General features: G+C 36.8%; 13 protein-coding genes and 1 pseudogene. 3 read left to right on the forward strand and 11 right to left on the reverse strand.

Annotated elements, in window-relative coordinates:
* Positions 1 to 334: 334 nt before the first annotated feature.
* The 4 genes and pseudogenes from AB3I20_RS12045 to AB3I20_RS12060 form a co-directional block, all read right to left on the reverse strand.
* Positions 335 to 1,419 (reverse strand): annotated as a pseudogene (locus tag AB3I20_RS12045) (MFS transporter).
* Between the two features lie 8 nt (positions 1,420 to 1,427).
* The gene (locus tag AB3I20_RS12050; RefSeq protein WP_368027408.1) at positions 1,428 to 1,688 is read right to left on the reverse strand and encodes an MFS transporter; all 261 of its coding nucleotides are present in this window, start codon (positions 1,686 to 1,688) and stop codon (positions 1,428 to 1,430) included.
* Between the two features lie 256 nt (positions 1,689 to 1,944).
* The gene (locus AB3I20_RS12055) at positions 1,945 to 2,286 is read right to left on the reverse strand and encodes a YlbF family regulator (protein WP_067481657.1); all 342 of its coding nucleotides are present in this window, start codon (positions 2,284 to 2,286) and stop codon (positions 1,945 to 1,947) included.
* 65 nt (positions 2,287 to 2,351) lie between these two features.
* Positions 2,352 to 4,523, reverse strand: coding sequence for a PBP1A family penicillin-binding protein (locus tag AB3I20_RS12060; protein ID WP_368027409.1), 2,172 nt, complete (start codon positions 4,521 to 4,523; stop codon positions 2,352 to 2,354).
* Positions 4,524 to 4,719: 196 nt separating this feature from the next.
* Between AB3I20_RS12060 and AB3I20_RS12065 the strand changes: the two genes are divergently transcribed.
* Positions 4,720 to 5,574, forward strand: coding sequence for an RluA family pseudouridine synthase (locus tag AB3I20_RS12065; RefSeq protein WP_271027424.1), 855 nt, complete (start codon positions 4,720 to 4,722; stop codon positions 5,572 to 5,574).
* A 201-nt stretch (positions 5,575 to 5,775) separates the two neighbouring features.
* Here AB3I20_RS12065 and AB3I20_RS12070 read toward each other — a convergent pair whose 3' ends face one another.
* From AB3I20_RS12070 to AB3I20_RS12080, 3 genes are read right to left on the reverse strand one after another with little or no spacing between them, the layout of a single operon-like run.
* Positions 5,776 to 6,639 (reverse strand): ROK family protein, encoded by an 864-nt coding sequence (locus AB3I20_RS12070; RefSeq protein ID WP_067481660.1) that lies wholly within the window; start codon positions 6,637 to 6,639, stop codon positions 5,776 to 5,778.
* Entirely contained in the window at positions 6,640 to 9,327 is a 2,688-nt protein-coding gene (locus AB3I20_RS12075) for an alpha-mannosidase (RefSeq protein WP_368027410.1), read from the reverse strand.
* 10 nt (positions 9,328 to 9,337) lie between these two features.
* Positions 9,338 to 10,627, reverse strand: a complete 1,290-nt coding sequence (locus tag AB3I20_RS12080) for a glycoside hydrolase family 125 protein (protein ID WP_368027411.1) — start codon at positions 10,625 to 10,627, stop codon at positions 9,338 to 9,340.
* A 151-nt stretch (positions 10,628 to 10,778) separates the two neighbouring features.
* Here AB3I20_RS12080 and AB3I20_RS12085 point away from each other — a divergent pair, with 151 nt between their 5' ends.
* Entirely contained in the window at positions 10,779 to 11,846 is a 1,068-nt protein-coding gene (locus AB3I20_RS12085; RefSeq protein WP_067481665.1) for a substrate-binding domain-containing protein, read from the forward strand.
* Positions 11,827 to 13,968, forward strand: coding sequence for a GH92 family glycosyl hydrolase (locus tag AB3I20_RS12090; RefSeq protein WP_368027412.1), 2,142 nt, complete (start codon positions 11,827 to 11,829; stop codon positions 13,966 to 13,968). The genes AB3I20_RS12085 and AB3I20_RS12090 overlap by 20 nt, the downstream gene beginning before the upstream one ends.
* Positions 13,969 to 14,171: 203 nt before the next feature.
* Here the strand turns inward: AB3I20_RS12090 and AB3I20_RS12095 are convergent, their stop codons facing one another.
* The 4 genes from AB3I20_RS12095 to AB3I20_RS12110 all read right to left on the reverse strand — a co-directional run bounded on the left by AB3I20_RS12095 (position 14,172) and on the right by AB3I20_RS12110 (position 19,499).
* Positions 14,172 to 15,614 (reverse strand): response regulator transcription factor, encoded by a 1,443-nt coding sequence (locus AB3I20_RS12095; RefSeq protein WP_067481669.1) that lies wholly within the window; start codon positions 15,612 to 15,614, stop codon positions 14,172 to 14,174.
* Positions 15,607 to 17,349 carry a sensor histidine kinase gene (locus tag AB3I20_RS12100; protein WP_368027413.1) on the reverse strand — a complete coding sequence of 581 codons (1,743 nt, stop codon included), beginning with the start codon at positions 17,347 to 17,349 and terminating at the stop codon, positions 15,607 to 15,609. Before AB3I20_RS12100 ends, AB3I20_RS12095 begins: the two co-directional genes overlap by 8 nt.
* Positions 17,342 to 17,956 carry a DUF624 domain-containing protein gene (locus AB3I20_RS12105; RefSeq protein WP_368027414.1) on the reverse strand — a complete coding sequence of 205 codons (615 nt, stop codon included), beginning with the start codon at positions 17,954 to 17,956 and terminating at the stop codon, positions 17,342 to 17,344. Before AB3I20_RS12105 ends, AB3I20_RS12100 begins: the two co-directional genes overlap by 8 nt.
* Positions 17,957 to 18,041: 85 nt before the next feature.
* Positions 18,042 to 19,499, reverse strand: coding sequence for an ABC transporter substrate-binding protein (locus tag AB3I20_RS12110; protein ID WP_067481673.1), 1,458 nt, complete (start codon positions 19,497 to 19,499; stop codon positions 18,042 to 18,044).
* Positions 19,500 to 19,522: the final 23 nt, after the last annotated feature.

Consider the following 19,522-nt stretch of genomic DNA (forward strand, 5'->3'; position numbering starts at 1 on the left):
TGACGCTTGAATGTCAACTCTTTTTTAAAAAAAGTTTTTTTGATTTCGTTTGAGAAATCTTTCGGCAACTCATTTATCATATCGCATCGTTTGTTATTTGTCAAGAACTTTTTTGAATTTTCTCTTGATGAAATCAAGCTTCATAAGCAGTCCTTTTTAAACGACTCAGTTATCTTATCATGTGATAATTCACATGTCAATAACTTTTTGAAATTATTTTTTTAACTTCTAGTTGTTTTTCAACAACTCATTTACTCTATCATTAAAAAAAAGAATGGTCAAGCAAAATTTTACATTTCGCTTGACCTAATTTTAAATTCTATCTCTTCACAACTTAACGATTGATTTGTTTTAATTTTTCACCCATTTTAATCGTTTCTTTCTTATTGAGTGGATAACCAACAAGTAAAATCAGCGCAGATAATAGCAAACAAACTGCTGGCAATAAATTAGCAATCGTATAAATACGTTCTTTCACTAAAGCTGACTGAATTGTTCCGCCTACCGAAGACGATTGATAGCCAATCATCGTTAACATAAAACCACCAATTGCCCCTGCACATGCTTGTCCCAATTTTCTAGCAAAAGAATTGACACCGTAAACTGTTCCGTCTTCTCGTAACCCCGTTGTATATTGATGATAATCAATTACATCTGTAATGAAAGCCCACACCATCAAATTGAATAATCCTGATCCCAATGTTGCAATAAATAGTAGGAACAAGTATACCCATGCATTTGTAATATGTAAAAAATACATCAATAAATACATAATAGAAGAAAACATTAGAGCGACAACGCTTGCTTCTTTCTTACCAAACCATCTTGTCAACGCCGTTGCAAAATGAGCCAATACAACGACCGTTCCATACGTGAATAATAAAGCAATCGACATTGCTTCTTTATTATGGAAGTAGTCATTAAATAAATAAGTCATATTTGTCCCAGCTAAAATTTGATTGATCACAATAAAAATGTCCACAACAACTAGTACCACTAGTGCACGATTCGAAATTAAACCTTTAACCAACCTGTTTGCTTGAATCTCTTCTTTTTTTCTACTCTTACCCTCTCCGTGGATAGCTTGCAAGTTAAGATATATGCTAGAAAAGCTATTGACGCGCAGCCAATGGCAATCCAGAAAAAGCGTTCACTTGAGACAATCTGTTGACCATTTTTATTTTGCGTATACATTAATATTGGAGTAAAGAAACCCGTAGTTGATCCACCGATTGCTGATCCAATACTTCTGAAAGTCGACAACGAAGACCGATCATCCGAATTTGAACTGATTGCTGCCGCCATTACCCCATAAGGAATATTAATTATTGAAAGAAAAATACCATACACAATGTATGAAACAAAAATATAAATCATCTTGTCCAACATTGGTAAATGCTGAATAATAGGCAAAAACATTAGAACTGTTACGGTAAAAACGGATACTTCATTCGGCGAATCCACGGGATAGATCGTCCAACTTCTGTTACCTTAGAAATATCACGTAGCCGTCCAACGAAAACATCCACAAATGCATCTAACATTCTTGAAACTAGAAAAAGCGTACCTACTATTGCTCCAGAAACGCCAAGGACATTTGTGTAATAAATCATCAAAAAGCTATTAACCAATCCTAAAATAAAACAATTCCCTAAATCACCAAACATGTAACCAATTTTGTCCTTCAAACCAAACGCACTTGTTTTCTTATTGATTTTCTCCTCTAGAAACTGCTTGTTGTGAAAGCATTCCAATCACTCCTTTTTCTTTTTTAGTAATCGTTTTCAAAATTATACCCTCCATTTTTTTATTTTTATATTCACAATATTGTTATTTTCTTGCATTATGTTGGTTGATAAAAAACTAGAGAAAGAATTCTACTTAGCTAGAAGCAAAAAAAGAGCAGGACTGCAATCAGCCCTGCTCTTTTCTATTTACTATTAATTATTCGCTATATAGGTCACGTACTGGTGTCATGATGATTCGATTTAAATCATTGATAATTGTACTAAAACCTTGTTCTTTTTCCATTAAATCATTGATAACTGATTCTGATTGAATTTTCATGGCCATCTCTTGTGCTTTCATTGCATCTTCATCAGAGAATTCTTCGCCACGCATTTGTTTTTCCTGTAATTCAATTTGCATTGCTTGGAAGTTTTTAAATAGTTCATGCGCTTCTTTATTTTCTTTTACTTTACCGTATGCTTCTTGTAAAGCTTTGAATTCAGGAAGTTCACGAATTTCGCGTTCGATTTGATTCGCGCTATCATAGATATTTGACATAATATTGCCTCTTTTCTTTCAGTAGTTGAGTTCATTGTAACATGCAGCTATCCGTTTTCAAAGAACTACTCACTTTGATATTTCCGCCACAAATCTTTGGCTGCATCGCCAATTCCTTGTACGCCGTCTTTTACAAAGTCACCAAAGTTCTTCAATCCTTCTTTTGCTTTCTCGCCATATTGATCTAAGTTTTCTTTCCATTTTTCAGCATTGTCCTCTGCTTCTGATGGATTGTCCACTTGATCTGCTGGGACGACCTCTCCGCCTGTTGCATACGCATCCGCGACACTAAAACTTGTATTTGAAGTATAAGGAAGAATTCCTTCTGCAGCAGACTTAAAGACTCGGCCCACAACATTCCCACTCGTTCCTTCTAAGTAGTGCAATTCGCTGGACTCTTCGTAACCCATCCAAGTTGAAATAACTACGTCTGGTGTATAGCCAACAATCCATTGATCATTTGCTTTAGTGGCATCAAAATTCGTTTCCGTAGTACCAGTTTTACCAGCAACCGTATAACCAGCTGGATTTGCAGCAACTGCTGTTCCATTAGAAAATGTGCCAAGCAGCATACTTGTCATTTGTTCTGCTGTTTCTTTTGAAATCACTTGTTTAGGTTTTTTGTCCGTATTATCTACAATAACTGCACCTGTAGAATCAACGATTTTCGTAATCAAATGTGGCGAATACATCTGCCCATCATTCGCAAAAGCACTATAGGCTCCGGCCATCGTTAACGGTGATACACCTTTTTCTAAGCCACCTAATGCTAAACCATAGTATTTATCGGATTTTGATAAGCTTAACCCGAATTCTTCTGCTTTATCATACCCTTTTTGAAGACCAATCTCATGGAGTAACCAAACAGCTGGCAAGTTCAAGCTTTGAGCTACTGCTTGATACATTGGTACTTCACCTTGATACGTACCATCATAATTTTGAGCAGCATAGTAACTTTGTGGTGCGTCTTGCAAAGTACTAGAAGGTAAGTAGCCAGACTCTAAAGCAGCTGAGTACACGCTCAATGGTTTAATTGTCGAACCTGGCGACCTTTTCATTTGTGTTGCAAAATTAAATCCACGGAAGACGTGTTCTCCACGCCGCCCCACCAAGGCTTGTACACCACCATTTTTCGGATTCAATGCAACAGACGCAGATTGAACCATTGCCCCGTCCGAAGCATCTGCCGGAAATAGCTGTCCATTTTGATAAGTCGCTTCTAACTGCTTTTGATAATTTTGATCTAACGCAGTATATATTTTATACCCCTTGTTCATTACATCTGATTCATCCAGTCCATATGCTTCCACAGCCTCATCAATTACCGCATCAAAATAATAAGGATAGCGATAACCTGATTCCGAATCCGTATACGTGTCATTTAAATAATCCGTAATGTTCGTTTGGCTCTCCGCACTGGCTTGTTCTGCTGTGATTTTTTCGTTTTCTTTCATCACACTCAACACAGTATTTTTTCGATTATTAGCATTTTCTGGGTTATCAATTGGATTATAAATACCTGGTCCTTTAAGCATACCCGCAATTGTTGCCGCCTCTGACAATGTTACGTCACTCGCATTGACACCAAAATATCTCCTTGCAGCATCTTGAACACCCCAAACACCATTACCAAAATAAGCGTTATTCAAATACATAGTTAAAATTTCTTCTTTACTGTATTTCTTTTCTATTTCTATCGCTAGAAACAGCTCTTTTGCTTTTCTATCAAAGGTTTGATCGAGTGTTAAATACGCATTTTTTGCCAATTGTTGCGTAATCGTACTCCCTCCACCACCAGCGGTACTCCCTGAAGTAAGCATACGAACTGCTGCTCGAGCAATCCCCTTCACATCAAATCCATGATGATTATAAAAATTTCGATCTTCCGTAGAAATAACTGCATCTTGAATATACGGAGAAATTGCATCTAGTTCTACGTAAGTCCCTTTTTGAGCATAAAGTGTACCTGCTTCTTCATTATCTTTATCATAAATAACAGTAGATTGGCTTAATCCTGATTTTAAAGTCTCCACATTTGCTTGTTTTGCTAAAATAAACAAATAAACACTCGTTACCAAAATAAAAATCAGTCCCAACAAAAGAATAACTTTATTGATATGATATTTTTTCCAAATTCGCCTTCGCCATTTATGAAATCGGCTCAAATATGGCTTACTCCAGCGCCAAAAGCTAATCAAAGAAGCTTTTATTTTTTCCAAAACGCGTTGAAAATCCATTTGCATGTTCTCCTATCTTTTTATTCACACGGTCAGTTTACCACAACTAACTGCGCCTTTCTTCCTGCTTAAGATGTAAGTTTTGTAGTTAATGACGGTAGTTTAGCATAATAAGTAGCTGATTGATTTAATCTTTTTCTTAAATATATTTTAAAAATGGTAAAATAAAACTGACTTCGACGAAAGGAGCTCCTTTATGGAAATCACAATTACATTACCCGCTGATCACTCAGCAACAACTATCCAAGAATTATTAGAGCGAGAATGGCTAGTACCAAAAAAAGTTCGTCATTTTTTGCGTACCCGAAGAAATGTTTGGGTAAATGCGCAGCCCGCTCCTTTTCATTCAGAAATCCGCGGTGGCGACACAATTACTTTGCATTTTGAAGAAAGTGACTACAGTCATCAAGAAATCATCTTTGGTGATCCTCAAAAAATCCACACGCTCTATGAAGACGATCAATTAGTGATTGTAAATAAACCAGCTGGTCTAAAAACCCATCCCAATAACGCAAAAGAAACTGGAACCTTATTAAATGATTTAGCTGCTTATCTAGCTCCGAAAGATGAGAAACCATATGTTGTACATCGCTTAGATCAAGAAACCAGTGGCGCTATTTTATTCGCTAAAAACCCATTTATTCTGCCTATTTTAAGCCAATTAGTCGAACAAAAGAAGATTTATCGACGCTACCAAGCTATCGTTTGGGGAAAGTTAACCAAAGATATCACCATCACCAAGAAAATTGGACGCGATCGACACAACCGACGAAAACAAGTCATTGATGAACGTAACGGGAAAACAGCAACAACCCGCGTAACCGTTGCAAAAAATCTACCGACACAAACACAAATTTATTGTGTTTTAGCTACTGGGAGGACACATCAAATTCGGGTTCATCTCGAAAGCCTAGGTCATCCAATTGTAGGCGATCCACTTTATCAGTCACGGCCAGCGCAACGAATGATGCTTCACGCAATTGAACTTCATTTGACACATCCATTCACACAAGAAACGATTATCGCTAGAGCAACTCCTGGACTATGGTAGGCCTCAAGAAAATAAAAAAGTGTCTGGGACATTAATCAAAATGATTATGCTCCAGACACTTTTTTACGAATAAATGGCTTTTCGAAAGTAAATCTCTCAAAAATGAGTAGAATAATCTCAAAAACAGATAAAGCTATTTTCAGATTATCCTTCTTATCTATCAGAGTTGACTGCTCTTATTTCAACCACTTTTTTGAAATTTTATTTTTGTCGATACTCTTTTTCGGCTAATAATAAACTACCAATAATCCCACTTTCATTCGGCAAGCCCCAGCGAACAATATATTCACTAGCTTCTGGAACTTCCATATATCCTGCCATTAATTCAACAAATTGTTGACGAATTTTTTGTAGTAAATGATCTTGGTTCATTACGCCACCACCAAGGATAATTTTTTCTGGTGCTAAAGTTAATGTATAGTTGATTAAAGCTTGTGCAATATAGAATGCTTGAATATCCCACACAGGATGGTCTACCGGTAAATCTTGACCTTTGATTCCGGTTCTTGCTTCTAATGAAGGACCAGCCGCCAATCCTTCCAAACAGTCCCCATGATAAGGACAAGTACCAGCGTAAGTATCATCTGGATGACGTTTCACCCAGATATGACCCATTTCCGGATGAGCAATCCCCGAAAAGATATCTTGATTCAAAACAACACCTGCACCAATCCCAGTACCAACGGTTAGATAGATACAGCTATTCTTTCCTTGTGCTGCACCTTTCTTCAATTCGCCATAGGCAGCAGCATTAACATCCGTTGTCCACGCAATTGGAATTTGATAACGTGCTTTAACACTCCCTAAAAAGTCAAAATCAGCCCAACCTTTTTTAGGTGTTGCTAAAACATATCCATAGTTATCTTTTGTTTGGTCAATGCCAATCGGGCCAAAAGACCCAATCCCCATAGCAGATAAGTCAAACTTGTCAAAAAAAGCAAACACTTGTTGCAACGTTTCTATTGGAGTCGTCGTAGGGATACTTACTTTCTCCATAATTTCATGTTGATCATTCGCCACTGCACAAACAAACTTTGTGCCACCTGCTTCTATTCCGCCGTACATTTACTTTTCCTCCTCGAATCCGATTGTCCGAATTTCATAAGGCATCAATGTCGGCTCAATCGTTTGCTTACTGTCTTTTTCTAAAAGATTCAACAATCTATTAGTTGTCCCTGGTTTTTGAACAACCATTTCTTCTTCGTTTCCTGACAGATTGAATCCTCTCAGTACTACTTTATCATTAAACTTGCTTCGCTTCAAAGCAGTAATTGCAAACGTTTTAGCATCCACTTCTAAATAATTGTTTTTGCTGCTTAATTCACCTTGTTGATTAGCTAATTGTTGCGTCGTAAATGGAACTTGCGCAGCATACGCGTGTTGATAAGATGCAAATTTTTCATTTGGTTCATGAATTTCCATACTATACTGGAAGTGTTGTTGTCCTAAACACTGTGCCTCGGGAGTTGGGAAATATCCCCAGTCCCCTAACTCACCAACACAACGCAATAAGGTTAATGCAATTTGACCTGCATCTACAATTTCGTATTCATTTAAGCCATAGTTTCCAATTGTGACACCATAATTTTCATCATGAAGATTAACAAATGCATGTTGATGTTGCGGATTCGTTGGATTTTCCCAGCTTGCGGAAACTTTATTTGGTCGCGTAACGACTTCAAATATACTATCTGCTTCATGGTGTTCCACATGTAACTTCGTTGGAAATAGCGCGCGTAAGCGATGGTCTTTCATTTGATTGTCAATCGTCGTTTCAAAGTCGATTTTCCGACTATTTTTCCTTAAAGTAATTTTTGTTTCTATTAATAATGGTTTTAATTCTTTTGCTCGTTTCGCTTTACGATAACGGAATTCAACTACCATTTGTTGTTCCCTTTCTAGAAGTTCATCGGCAGAAACTGGAATCATCATGGTCTGAATGAGTTGGATTTGAGCAATCTCTGGTGTATCAACCAAAATTTCTACTCGAGAATCCCCTTGTTGGTTTGAAAGAATTGGGGCTGTGTCACTTGGTTGTTTATAGATATACTCATTTCCAACATCACCCGTATCTTCAAAAACAAGCATATCCTCAAATTGACGATCCATTTTTTTGTCCAACACCGTTAATGAACCATTCTCTTCAATTTTGATTTTGAGCAATTCATTTTCGATTACTCGTCCTTGGTCACTGACCATCGAATCAGTAATAGCGATTGGGGCTTCTCCTTCAGCTAATGTAAATGTCTCCCATGAAAAAGCAGCCATTTCTTCTAGCGGAATAGTTACAGTCACTACTTTTTCCATATAAGGTATTCGGAACCGATCTTTCGGTAAGTCATAGTCAAAACGAACAGTTGCTTCAGATACAATTGCGGGAATGATTTCTCCTTGTGCATTCTCAACATGATAGCTCTTAACAGGCGCATCTTCCAATTCTTTAAACAATGTCTCTGGTAATCCTTCAGCAAACTTTTTACGTTCCAACTCGACTTCAATCACAGCTTCACCAGTTTTCGCTGTTCCAGCTGTATTGATTACAACAAAAGGATACGTATCCTCTGGGAATTCGCTTGTATCAATAACTTGCGACAACTGCCTCATTGCTTCTTCTGCTACAAATTTCCCAACTTCGTCTGCTTTTTCGAATCGTGTAATCATTTCTCGATGAACAGAATCCACTGAACAACCACAAATACTATCATGTGGGTGATTTTGCATTAATGTTTTCCAAGCATAATCTAATTGATCATGAGGATAGCTTCCCGAAACTTCATATGCCATTGTCGCTAACGGCTCAGCAATATTTTCTAATTGTCTTTGAACTTTCGTATTCCATTGTTTTAAATACACGCGCGCAGATGCAGTATTTGCCAAAGTATACCAGCCATCTGTTTCTTGACTCGTTAATTCGCCTTCTACGGTCCCCAAATCTTCAGGTAAATCATTTGTTACTGCTGCTAAATAGTCGGTAAAATTAGAATGAATAAATTCGTAATCTGGATATAAACGACTTGCTAATGCAATCGCCTTTGATATATCTTTTTGAACAGGCTGATGATCGACACCATTCATCATTAATAAATGTTCAGTTGAAGCATATTGTTCTGCATCAGCTAATTTTTGATCCCAAAATGCCTTGGCTTCTTGTTCTTCAGCTGGTATTTCATTTCCATTACTATACCAATTAGCAAATAATAAACCAAAAATTTCTGAGTTATCAGGCCCTTTCCATTTCATTTCAGAATATTGGGAGGAATAATTTTCTGCCTCAAGCACCTGATTATCAAAGCCAATCGGTTTTACTCCACGGCCAAATGCTGCTGCTTCAATCCCAACTTGCTTCATCATTTGAGGTGTTTGCCCCATATTTCCAAATGTATCTGGGAAGTAGCCAAGCATTACTGGAACACCCCATTTTTGCGTTTCTTCCAACCCAATCAACATATTACGAACGTTGGATTCTGAGCTAATCAAAAAATCATCTTGCAAAATATAAAATGGTCCAATACGTAGCTTACCCGCATCAATCGCTTGTTGAACTAACGCTCTTTTCTCCGGTCTTACTTGTAAATAATCATCTAAAATAATTGTTTGTCCATCTAAGTGAAAACTATTGAATTCAGGGTCATTCTCAAAAAGTTCTAATAAATCATCCATTAATTCAACTAGACGCATATGGTGTTGTTCATAAGCCATGTACCATTCTCGATCCCAGTGACTGTGGGAAATAATATATACTTTCTTTTTCATCTAATCGCTCCTATTTTTCTACTCGAATATCAAAGTAATCCATTACTAATTCACAAAACATCATATTTGCCCAAGAAAACCATTCTCTTGTGTAATTGTTAGGGTTATCCACATCAAAACCTTCGTGCATCAAGTTTGTTCCAGCATCTGTAGCTACTAATAAATCTAAAATTCGCTCTTTTTCTTTTCGATCATCAGTGGTCATGCCTTCCATTGCTAAAGCAATTGGCCAAACATAATTTTCAGGCGTATGAGAAGAGCCGATTCCTTTTGCGTACTTTCCTTCATAAAAATAAGGATTTTCTGGGCTAAGCAACGTTTTTCTTGTTTGTAAATACGTCTCGTCTTTCGAAGAACAATAGCCTAGGTAAGGAGCAGCCATTAGGTTTGGTACATTGCTGTCATCCATGATTGAGGTATTTCCTTGACCATCCACTTCGTATGCGAAAATAGTCTCTTGTGCTTGATTTTTAGTTTTACCATACACTTCGATCCCTCGTTGAATCTCTTCTCGCAATGTGGTAGCTTTTGCTACGATTTGATTATGTGATAACACTGTTTGAAAAATTTCTTCAATATATCCTAAAACGACTACAGCAAACATGTTCGATGGGACTAAATACCCATATTGGCAAGTATCATCACTTGGTCGAAAACCTGACCAGGTCATTCCTGTAGGTACCACTTTTGCACCTTTCCCATCATTAACAAGCGTGTCTTCCAGACGAGTAGTATCACGTTCAAATCGATAAGGTGACTTAGTATGGTCTTGTTCTGTTTGAAAAACATTTAGAATTTTTTCGATTCCTGAAACAAATGAATCATCAAACTGATCTGTTTGCCCCGTATTTTTATATAAAAGATAGGCAAGTTGAACAGGATAACATAATGAATCAATCTCATATTTTCTTTCCCAAATCCAATCATTCATTTCAGTATGGTCACTCTGATGTCCCGCCCCGTTCGCTTCTTCATTAAACGCATTCGCATACGGATCAATGTTGATATAAAAGAATTGTTTCTTTACCAACCCACTAATCATTGCTGCTAAGTCTTTATCTTCTTTGGCAATCACTAAGTATGGGCGTACTTGTGCAGTGGAATCTCTTAACCACATAGCTGGTATATCACCGGTTAGCAAGAAAGTTGTTCCATCAGAATGTCGCTTTACTGTGGTTAACAATGTATTAGCAAACGCAGTAGAAAAATTTTTAGCCCAATCTGCATGCTCACTTCCACATTTCTGTTCAATTTTTCCCATGAATTCTTCAACTGATTTTGGTATATCTTTATATGGCATCTCTCAATATCCTCTTTTCTATTTGATATATCTTAGTAGATTATACTTCTTGGTTCGTTTTTTGTCTACGCTTTCACAATATTTTTTATTGTTTACTTTTGCTTTATTTATGCTATCATTTATACATGATATATCATTAAGAGGTGTTATTATGGAGCAACCATTATATAAGAAAATATTTATCGATCTACACAACGCAATTCTTGATGGAACTTTAGCCATTGATAGCCAAGTTCCTACTGAAAAAGAACTTTCTCAAAAATATCAAGTAAGTCGAATCACATCCAAACGAGCATTAACAGAATTGGAACAACTTGGTTTGATTTATCGAATTCGTGGAAAAGGCAGCTTTGTCAAAGCAGACAATCCAGAGACCTCGGTTGTCCACATTCAAAAAACAAAGAGAATTCTCTTTTTATTTCCGTTCTTAACTGATTTGTCCGTTGGTGATTTCACTGAAGGATTGAATCCAATTATGCAAGAAAATCAATTTGACGTATTGATGACCTCTCTTGATTTTCTCCAAACAAAAACGGCAAAAGAAGTGATGGATGAATTCGATGGATTGATTTACTACGCTATCGATACGGAGCAACACTTAGATTTATTGTTTGAACTTTCACTGAAAGATTTTCCAGTCATTATTTTGGATAAGAAAATTTATGAACTACCATTTCCAACCGTTCTTTCAGACAATTTCGCCGGCGGCTCGATAGCCACAAATCAATTGATTGCTGACGGTCATCAAAAAATTGGCTTCTTATTTGGCGAACCAACTCATCCACAATCAGTTCGTCAGCGCTATTTAGGCTATCTTGAAGCTCTTGATAAAGCTAATTTAGCTTTTCATACTGCGCTTGACGACCAAAAAGCAACGAATAAAGAGTTATTAAACTATATCAAAGAACACCAACTTACTGCGTTTGTCTGTGAAAATGATCTTGTTGCCATTCAAACAATGAACCAATTGAAACAAGCTGGCTTTTCAGTTCCTGCTGATTTTTCAATTATCGGTTTTGATGATATTCAAGCTGCAGCTTTAGTTGATCCGCCTTTGACAACTATTGCCCAAAATTTCAAAGAACTTGGAAAATCTGCTGGAGAAAAGTTGATTCATTGGCTTGAAACCAAAGAATCACCAGCGGATACCAAATACCCAGTTACATTAATAACAAGACACTCAACGAAGGAGCTTAACAATGAACATTCAACAAATTGATACTCGCCACGGGACTGCCAACCAGTCCAATTATTCAAACGGAAATTGCCTGCCTTACACAGGCGTTCCGTTTGGAATGAATTATTTTGCCCCACAAACAACCGACCAAAAAGGAAGTTGGTGGTTCCACCCAGAAGACCGTATCTTTCAAGGTTATCGTTTAACACATCAACCTAGTCCTTGGATGGGTGATTTCAGTCATTTCCTAATGACACCAGTTAGTGGTACTCTACCTGAAAACAGTCTTTTTCATGCTCAGAGTTCTTATCGACCAGAAGAAAGCACGTTTTGCCCTACGCATCTGTCAATCAATCAACTGCGTTATGAAATTTCATCCACGTTGATTCCTAGTATGTATGGTGGTGTACTTACGATTGATTATCACAAAAATGATAGCGGTTTACTTTTGACTTTTCCTGAGCGATACCAGTTAAATGTTGTAGACTCGCATACAATTACTGGTTATCTCATCAACTTTTCTGGATGTGAGGATCCTGATTTTCGCTTTCACTTTACCCTTTCCTTTGAACAACCATTATTCGACACTGAGTTAGCAATTCCAGAGAATAGTTCTTCTATTTTGTTGTCGTTTGGCTCGATCGAACAGCAAACGATTCGCTTTGGTACTTCTTTTATTAGCGAAGAACAAGCACAGGTAAATTTATTGAGAGAGTCTGCACAGTCGCCTGATGAATACCTGGAAAAAAATCGCCAAATTTGGCAAGAATATTTCGATAAAATCAAAATCAGTCATCATGATAAAAAACAAGTAAGTACTTTTTATCATAACTTGTATCGTGTATTTCTCTTTCCTCAAACATTCTATGAAGTAACTAAGGATGGCGAAAAAATTCACTATGATACATTCAGCAAAACTATTCGCTCTGGTGTTCTTTATACAAATAATGGATTTTGGGATACGTATAAAACGGTCTACCCACTCTATTCATTGATTGCCACTGAAAATTATGAGGAAATGCTTGAGGGCTTTCTTACAAGTTATCGAGAAACGGGCTTTTTGCCAAAATGGCTATCGCCTGATGAACGAGGTTTAATGCCCGGAACATTGATTGATGCGGTAATTGCTGATGCCGCGGTAAAAGGAATTCGTAGTGATTTGATGCCTGAATTTTTAATAGCAATGAAAAAAAGTGCTACTGTCCAAAGTGAGTTACCTAATTATGGTCGCCAAGGAACACTTGATTATTTAACATATGGCTATGTTCCTAGTACCTATCATGAATCAGTCAATCATACTTTAGATTATGCTTATAGCGATTTTTGTATCAGCCAAGTTGCTGCTATACTGGGTGATCATGCGACCAGTGCTTTTTATCAAAGACAGTCCTTAAACTATCGTAATATTTTTGATCCTACCGTTGGATTCATGCGTGCAAAAGATACGGATCAACAATTTAGAGAAAACTTCTCAGCGACTCGCTGGGGTCAAGATTATGCAGAAGGAAGTGCATGGCAAAGTAGCTTTGCCGTCTACCAAGATTTTAATGGTTTGATTCGTGAACATGGTGGAGAAGCTGCTTTTCAAGAAAAATTAATCAAGCTTTGTAATCAATCTCCTTCCTTTGAAGTTGGTGGATACGGATTTGAAATCCATGAAATGAGTGAAATGGCCGCTATTGAATTTGGACAACTGGCTATCTCAAATCAACCTAGCTTCCACTACCCTTATCTATTCAGTTATCTTGGTAAACCAGAGATGGCTCAACCGTTAATTAAACAATTGTTGACTCAAACCTTCAATGATTCACCGACAGGTTATCCCGGTGATGAAGATAATGGTAGCATGTCAGGTTGGTATATCTTTAGCAGTTTAGGTTTTTATCCAGTCACACCTGGTTCTGGAGAATATGTTATTGGTTTGCCGCTGTTCGATCACGTTGAACTAAAACTTGCAAACGGTCAGACACTTACGATTGAAAGCTCACCAAATCAACCACAGCAACAGTTTGTTCATCAAGTTGACCGTAATGATCAAATACATTCTAAGTTATTCTTTACACACGAAGACTTACTCACAGGAGGAACAATTCGTTATCACCTAGGTACTGTTCCTCACCCCAAAAAATACGCGGCCGATGCTTTACCGTTTTCTTTAACCTAATAAGCCTTCACAATAAACTACGTGCAAAAATAAAATTTGATTTTTATTTTCATAAAAAAAGACTGAACCAAAACATATTTTCGTTTGGGCTCAGTCTTTTTGATTGTCTTTTTTACTCAGTCATTATCATTCCAAAATCAGCAATTCAACCTATATAGAAGTTCCTACGTCTAAACACTGTACTCCCTACTTTTTTCTTTAAACTAAGTAAGGGGCTTTTCTCGGTACTCTTTTGGTGATTGTCCCACAATTTTCTTAAATAATTTAGAGAAATAAGTGGTGTTGTTGTAGCCAATCTCGTTTGAAATTTCATTGATATTTTGTTCACTGTGAAGTAGCAACCATTTTGCTTGCTCCATCCGTAAATGATTTAAGTAGGTAGAAAAGCTTTTTTTCGTTTCTTTTTTAAATAGTTGCCCGAGATACATCACATTTAGGTGCAAACTTTCGGATACTTCTTTTAATGTTAACGGCTCCCGGTAATTTTCGTGCAGTATTTGCAGCGCTTGCTTGATATTTTCACTATAGTTTTTTTGCTTTTGCTGCTTACGAACTAAGGAAAGCAACAATTCTTGAAGGTCATTCACATTTTTTGCCTGATTTATTTGATGAATACCTGTCAAGTACTCATCATCTTCTAGTGTAATCAGCTCTCGTTGAATATCCATAAACAATAAGAAAGTGAAGTGCCGAATGTCCTCGGGAGTCATGACTGCCGATTGGAATTGTTCAAAAAACTCACGAATCATTTGTTGAACTAAATCTAACTGATTACTTTGAAGCGCGCGACTAAAAGTAGAAAAATCAATTAACTGATCTTGATTTTCTGCAGGCAGGGACCTAATGATTTCATGTCTGGCTTCACCGTAAAACTGTTGAAGATGCAACTGGTCTTTTGCCCGACGAAAACTTTCAGGAATATCATCTATTTCCTTTATTTCGTCACCCACACTAATCAGCCAATCTTGTTGTGCATACTGCGTTTGAAAATAGTCACAAAAGTCCCCGACTTTCTGGGGACTAAGCAAAATGGTGAAGCAAGTCACATCCCCAAAACTTCGCTGATAATAAGTAGTTGCTTGTTGTTCTTTTAACCATTGAATAATAGCAGATTCATGTATTCTTTCTAGCTGAATCAATAAAATTTGTTGTGACTCTTGAGGTAATCCACTCAAAAACTCTTCTTCGCTGGTTTCATCTAACTCTTCATTTAACCATTGACTGAATAAAAGTTCCTGATAAATTTCTTGCTGATTTTTTTGCTCATTTTGCTGATCCAAACGTTCTTTTACTTTTTTTAAGCTTTCAATCAACTCTGTTTTATTCACCGGCTTCATCAAATAATTAACTGCCCCAAGTTGCATACCACCTTTAAGGTATTCAAATTCTTGGTAGCCAGAAAGAATCATAAACTCAAAGGTATATTGCTCTTTTTGAGCTGCTTCAATAAATTCTAGACCGTTCATCTCTGGCATTGTTACATCTGTAATAACTAAATCAATAACTTGTTTTTCTAAAACCAATAACCCTTGCATAGCATTTTCTGCCGTTGCTACGATTTCAAATCCAAAACTGGGCCAATCAACAATTTTTTTCAATCCATTCAAAATCATGTATTCATCATCAACCAGCAACACTTTATACATTTTCAGACTCCTTCTTCTTAAATGTAATTTTAATCGTTAAGCCACCTTCTTTATTCGCAAACAATCGCATCCGGTACGTGCTACCGAAATTTGCGCGTAAACGTTCATTTACGTTTTGCAAACCAATTGATTCATGTAACTCGACTTTTGGATGTACCAATCGATTTTCAATTGCCACTAACTGCTCTGGAGTAACTCCTTTACCGTTATCTTTCACTTGAATTTGTACAAATGATCCTTGTTGAAAAACTTTTACGCTCAATGCGTTATCATAACGAGTAAAATCAATTCCATGTTTAAAATAGTTTTCAACTAGTGGTTGGATTACAAATTTCGGCACTTCAATTTGCTCTAGTGATTCCTCAATCGAAAAATGATAGGCTACACGATTAGGATAACGCATTTGGTAGAGAAATACATACTTTTCACAAAAATTCAGCTCTTCTTTAAGGCTAATTTTCGTTTCTTGATTCGTGTTATTTCTTAATAATGCAGAGAAAGCATAGACCACTTCTGCAAGTTCTTCGCTTCCCTCACTCAACGCATACATTCGAATGTACTCCAATGTGTTGTAAAGAAAATGAGGATTGATTTGTGCTTGTAATGCGCGCATATGTGCATCTTTTTGTTTGATTTCTAATTTATAGATATCTTCAACGTATTGGTTGATGCTATCCAACATAGTATTAATACCTTGCGCTAAATCTTTCAGCTCATACTCCGTTTGTTCCTGGGCAATTCGCGTGTCCAGATTACCATTTGCCGCTTCATTCATTGCACGCATCACTACGTCGATTTGCTGAGAATAACGTTTAAATGTTTTATATAAGAATACGAGTAGAATACTGTCTAAAAGAATCACGCCAATAATCAATGGTGCCAGACTTCTTGCAGTTTCTCGATAAACATTTCGTTGGTCTAGCGTTGCTAGTATACGGTACTCACCAGATAATTCCTGATAGGAAACAAAGTTATGTTCTTCCAATTTCAATAAAGGGAGTCCAGAATTCTTATCCAATTCTTGTGTAATCAGTGTTTCTTGTTTCTTTCGGCTTTCTGGTGCTAGTCCTGCGCTATGAAAAGTATACAGACGATTAGCAGAGCCAGAAATCATGTACAAAGATAAGCCATTAAAAGCATTCAGGCTTTCTAAACTGGATTCCAATTCTTTCTTTTGGAACCCAACAAAGATGCTTCCCAGCTCCGTGCCACCTTGAGTAATCGGCATTTTGATATAAAAAGCATTTTTTAATGTCGGGGTTCCCGTTTTAACAATTCCCGCTTTGTGTTCTCTGGTAGACTCAAAATATTCTGGCAGTTGACTAAAAACAATGTAGAGAGAACTTAGCTCTTCATAGTTGACGTAAAGATCCAACATTTCATTTGGAAAAGACAATAGTTCATTGGTTTTACTTTGTTGCGTATATGCGTACATCAAATACCGGTCAATTGGTTGTGTCAGATAAGTTGTCGCATTCTCGATTTTTTCTGGACTTCCCAGAAGTTGATCTTTGATAATTTTGCTTAATGTTGTTTTGTCATTTAGCATTCGATTTGTCGTTTGCAGTGCTTCATTGGTGACATTTTCTGCTTGATTTTGGTTTTGACTCCAAGTATGGATACTAAAAATAATTGTTGCGCCAATTGTGAGTACAGTCATCACTACTGCGTATTTACGCAACAAACGGTTGAGCAACGTCCCTTTTGAAAATAAAACTTTGAATGGATTATTCATAGTTTTCCATTCGAACCGCTAATTCTTCACGCCATTTTTTTGTTGCCAACACATTCCATACGGTCAATAAACCTAGCAAACCAAATAACAATAGACCTTTGAAATGCCACGTCAACGCAAGGATAATCCCGCTACCAATAATCATCTTCAACAACGTAGAAAAGCTCGATAAACTTGAAATAAAACTTAACTTAACCACATTGCCGAATGTCATTTCATATTCACTATCTAAAATTAAACTCCATTGATACGTTGCAAACAAATAAAGTAAACCAAACAACAAAATAAAATCAATTCCCAAAAATAAAAGTCCTTGTATTTGAACTGAAAGATAAAGATTATAACTTAGAATAGCTAACCCTGCAAAAAAGAAGAAAAACAAATAATTTCCTCGCTTAAAATATTTCTTAAAACAGTACCAACCTTGCTTAAGTGTTATGTCTTTGTACTCAAACTCATAGTGATAAAATAATTCATTAATTGTTTTCAACGCTGGTCCAATTCCTAAAACAATCCCGCCTACTAGACTAAACAACCAGAAAAAAAGTGTTAGTTTAACAACTACCCACACACGAATGAACAATGTCTCCAAAGCTTTTCCTAACATAATATCTCCTTTTTAAAACATAATCTTTTCTCTCTTATTATATAAAGAACAGCGAGCAGATGGAACCGCTCGCTGTCAGACTTATTTATTTTCGAAATTCATCGTATTGTTTTTGCATCTCAGTTAAAACTTTTTCGTAACCAGCTTTATCTAATGCCTCGAGCAATTTAGGCAAAGTTTCGTCTGGATCAACTGTTCCGGTATTTAATCCATCCATATACTGATTCATGACGTTTGAGATGTTACTGATTTCTGTTTTAACACTGTCTGTATTAAAGCTGAACCCTAAGATTGGTGAAGTTTCAGCTTCTTCAATTGATTTATCGCGTGTAGCGATCATTTCATCAGTGATTGATTCTTGTGTATATAAAATTGCGTTATTTCCTGTATTCCAAGCAGACATGTGTGTTTTTGGTTGGTAACCATCTAACAACTTGATCTTGTCGTCTGTTCCGTCTACTTTTTCCCACGCTTCGCCTTCAATTCCCCAGACTAATCCGTTCAATAATTCAGCATCGCTGTTAAGTAATCCTAAAAATTCAACTGCTTTTTCTTTGTTTTTTGAAGTATTTGAAACAACGAAGTTTGCCATTTGTGCTTGCCCTGTTGATTTCAAAGGAACAGTGATTGATTTAGAAACTAATTCTTGGTTTGCTGCATTACTTAAAATTGTGTCACCATAATCGAAAGGCCCTTGTGTTTCGCCACGTAGTAACCAAGTGTTCCCTTCTAAAGGATAATCTTTGCTACTTGTTGCCGCATCACTTGGAATCAAGCCTTGTTGGTACCAGCTATGCATCGTACGAAGTAAGTCAACATAAGTTTTGTTGTCGTATTGATTGATAATCTTTGCTTTGTCTCCATTTAAATCAATTGCAAATGGTAACGTATTTCCTAATGGATAATCGAAGTCACCTTGAACTTTGAAGCCTTGACCAATGGCGAAAGCAGCTGTATTTGGTTCTTTTTTGTGGAATTCTTGTAAAACTTTTTCGGCATCTGCATAAGATTCGATTCCATCAATTGAAAGATTGTATTTATCTAACAATGGTTTGTTAAAAGTTAACACTTGTTGAGCAAACACATTGCCATTTACTGGAAGCGCATATAATTTGTCATTGACTAAATTTCCTTTAATATAGGCTTCGTCTAACGCATCATAAGCATCTTTAGCGTATTTAGGTGCTAACTCAGTTAGGTCGGCAAACGCACCTTTTTGAGCATTAGAAACATAGTTATTTGCATAAGCGATATCGTAGTTTTCACCAGAAGAAATGATTACGTTCATTTTTTTCTCGTAGTCCCCAAAACCGATATAGTTGATATTGACCTTCGCGCCAATTTTGTCTTCGATTCGTTTATTCGCCACTTCCATCAATGCATCATAATTATCTGGCTTATCCCCGATTTGATACATCTGCAATGTGATACTGTCAGACCCTTCTGAATTACTGCTTGCATTTGAACCTCCACCACAAGCAGCTAACGTACCAACCATCAACGCTGAAACTCCTGTAAAGGCTAGTTTCTTCCATAACTTCATCTTACTTCCTCCTAAATAAAATA

The sequence above is a fragment of the Enterococcus sp. C50 genome (genome assembly GCF_040887505.1).
Taxonomy (GTDB): Bacteria; Bacillota; Bacilli; order Lactobacillales; family Enterococcaceae; genus Enterococcus_B; species Enterococcus_B thailandicus.

Coding starts and splice junctions, on each gene's coding strand:
- AB3I20_RS12095 (WP_067481669.1), bottom strand. CDS start 15,614: ATGTATAAAGTGTTGCTGGTTGATGATGAATACATGATTTTGAATGGA.
- AB3I20_RS12110 (WP_067481673.1), bottom strand. CDS start 19,499: ATGAAGTTATGGAAGAAACTAGCCTTTACAGGAGTTTCAGCGTTGATG.
- AB3I20_RS12060 (WP_368027409.1), bottom strand. CDS start 4,523: ATGGATTTTCAACGCGTTTTGGAAAAAATAAAAGCTTCTTTGATTAGC.
- AB3I20_RS12075 (WP_368027410.1), bottom strand. CDS start 9,327: ATGAAAAAGAAAGTATATATTATTTCCCACAGTCACTGGGATCGAGAA.
- AB3I20_RS12100 (WP_368027413.1), bottom strand. CDS start 17,349: ATGAATAATCCATTCAAAGTTTTATTTTCAAAAGGGACGTTGCTCAAC.
- AB3I20_RS12070 (WP_067481660.1), bottom strand. CDS start 6,639: ATGTACGGCGGAATAGAAGCAGGTGGCACAAAGTTTGTTTGTGCAGTG.
- AB3I20_RS12085 (WP_067481665.1), top strand. CDS start 10,779: ATGGAGCAACCATTATATAAGAAAATATTTATCGATCTACACAACGCA.
- AB3I20_RS12065 (WP_271027424.1), top strand. CDS start 4,720: ATGGAAATCACAATTACATTACCCGCTGATCACTCAGCAACAACTATC.
- AB3I20_RS12090 (WP_368027412.1), top strand. CDS start 11,827: ATGAACATTCAACAAATTGATACTCGCCACGGGACTGCCAACCAGTCC.
- AB3I20_RS12055 (WP_067481657.1), bottom strand. CDS start 2,286: ATGTCAAATATCTATGATAGCGCGAATCAAATCGAACGCGAAATTCGT.
- AB3I20_RS12105 (WP_368027414.1), bottom strand. CDS start 17,956: ATGTTAGGAAAAGCTTTGGAGACATTGTTCATTCGTGTGTGGGTAGTT.
- AB3I20_RS12080 (WP_368027411.1), bottom strand. CDS start 10,627: ATGCCATATAAAGATATACCAAAATCAGTTGAAGAATTCATGGGAAAA.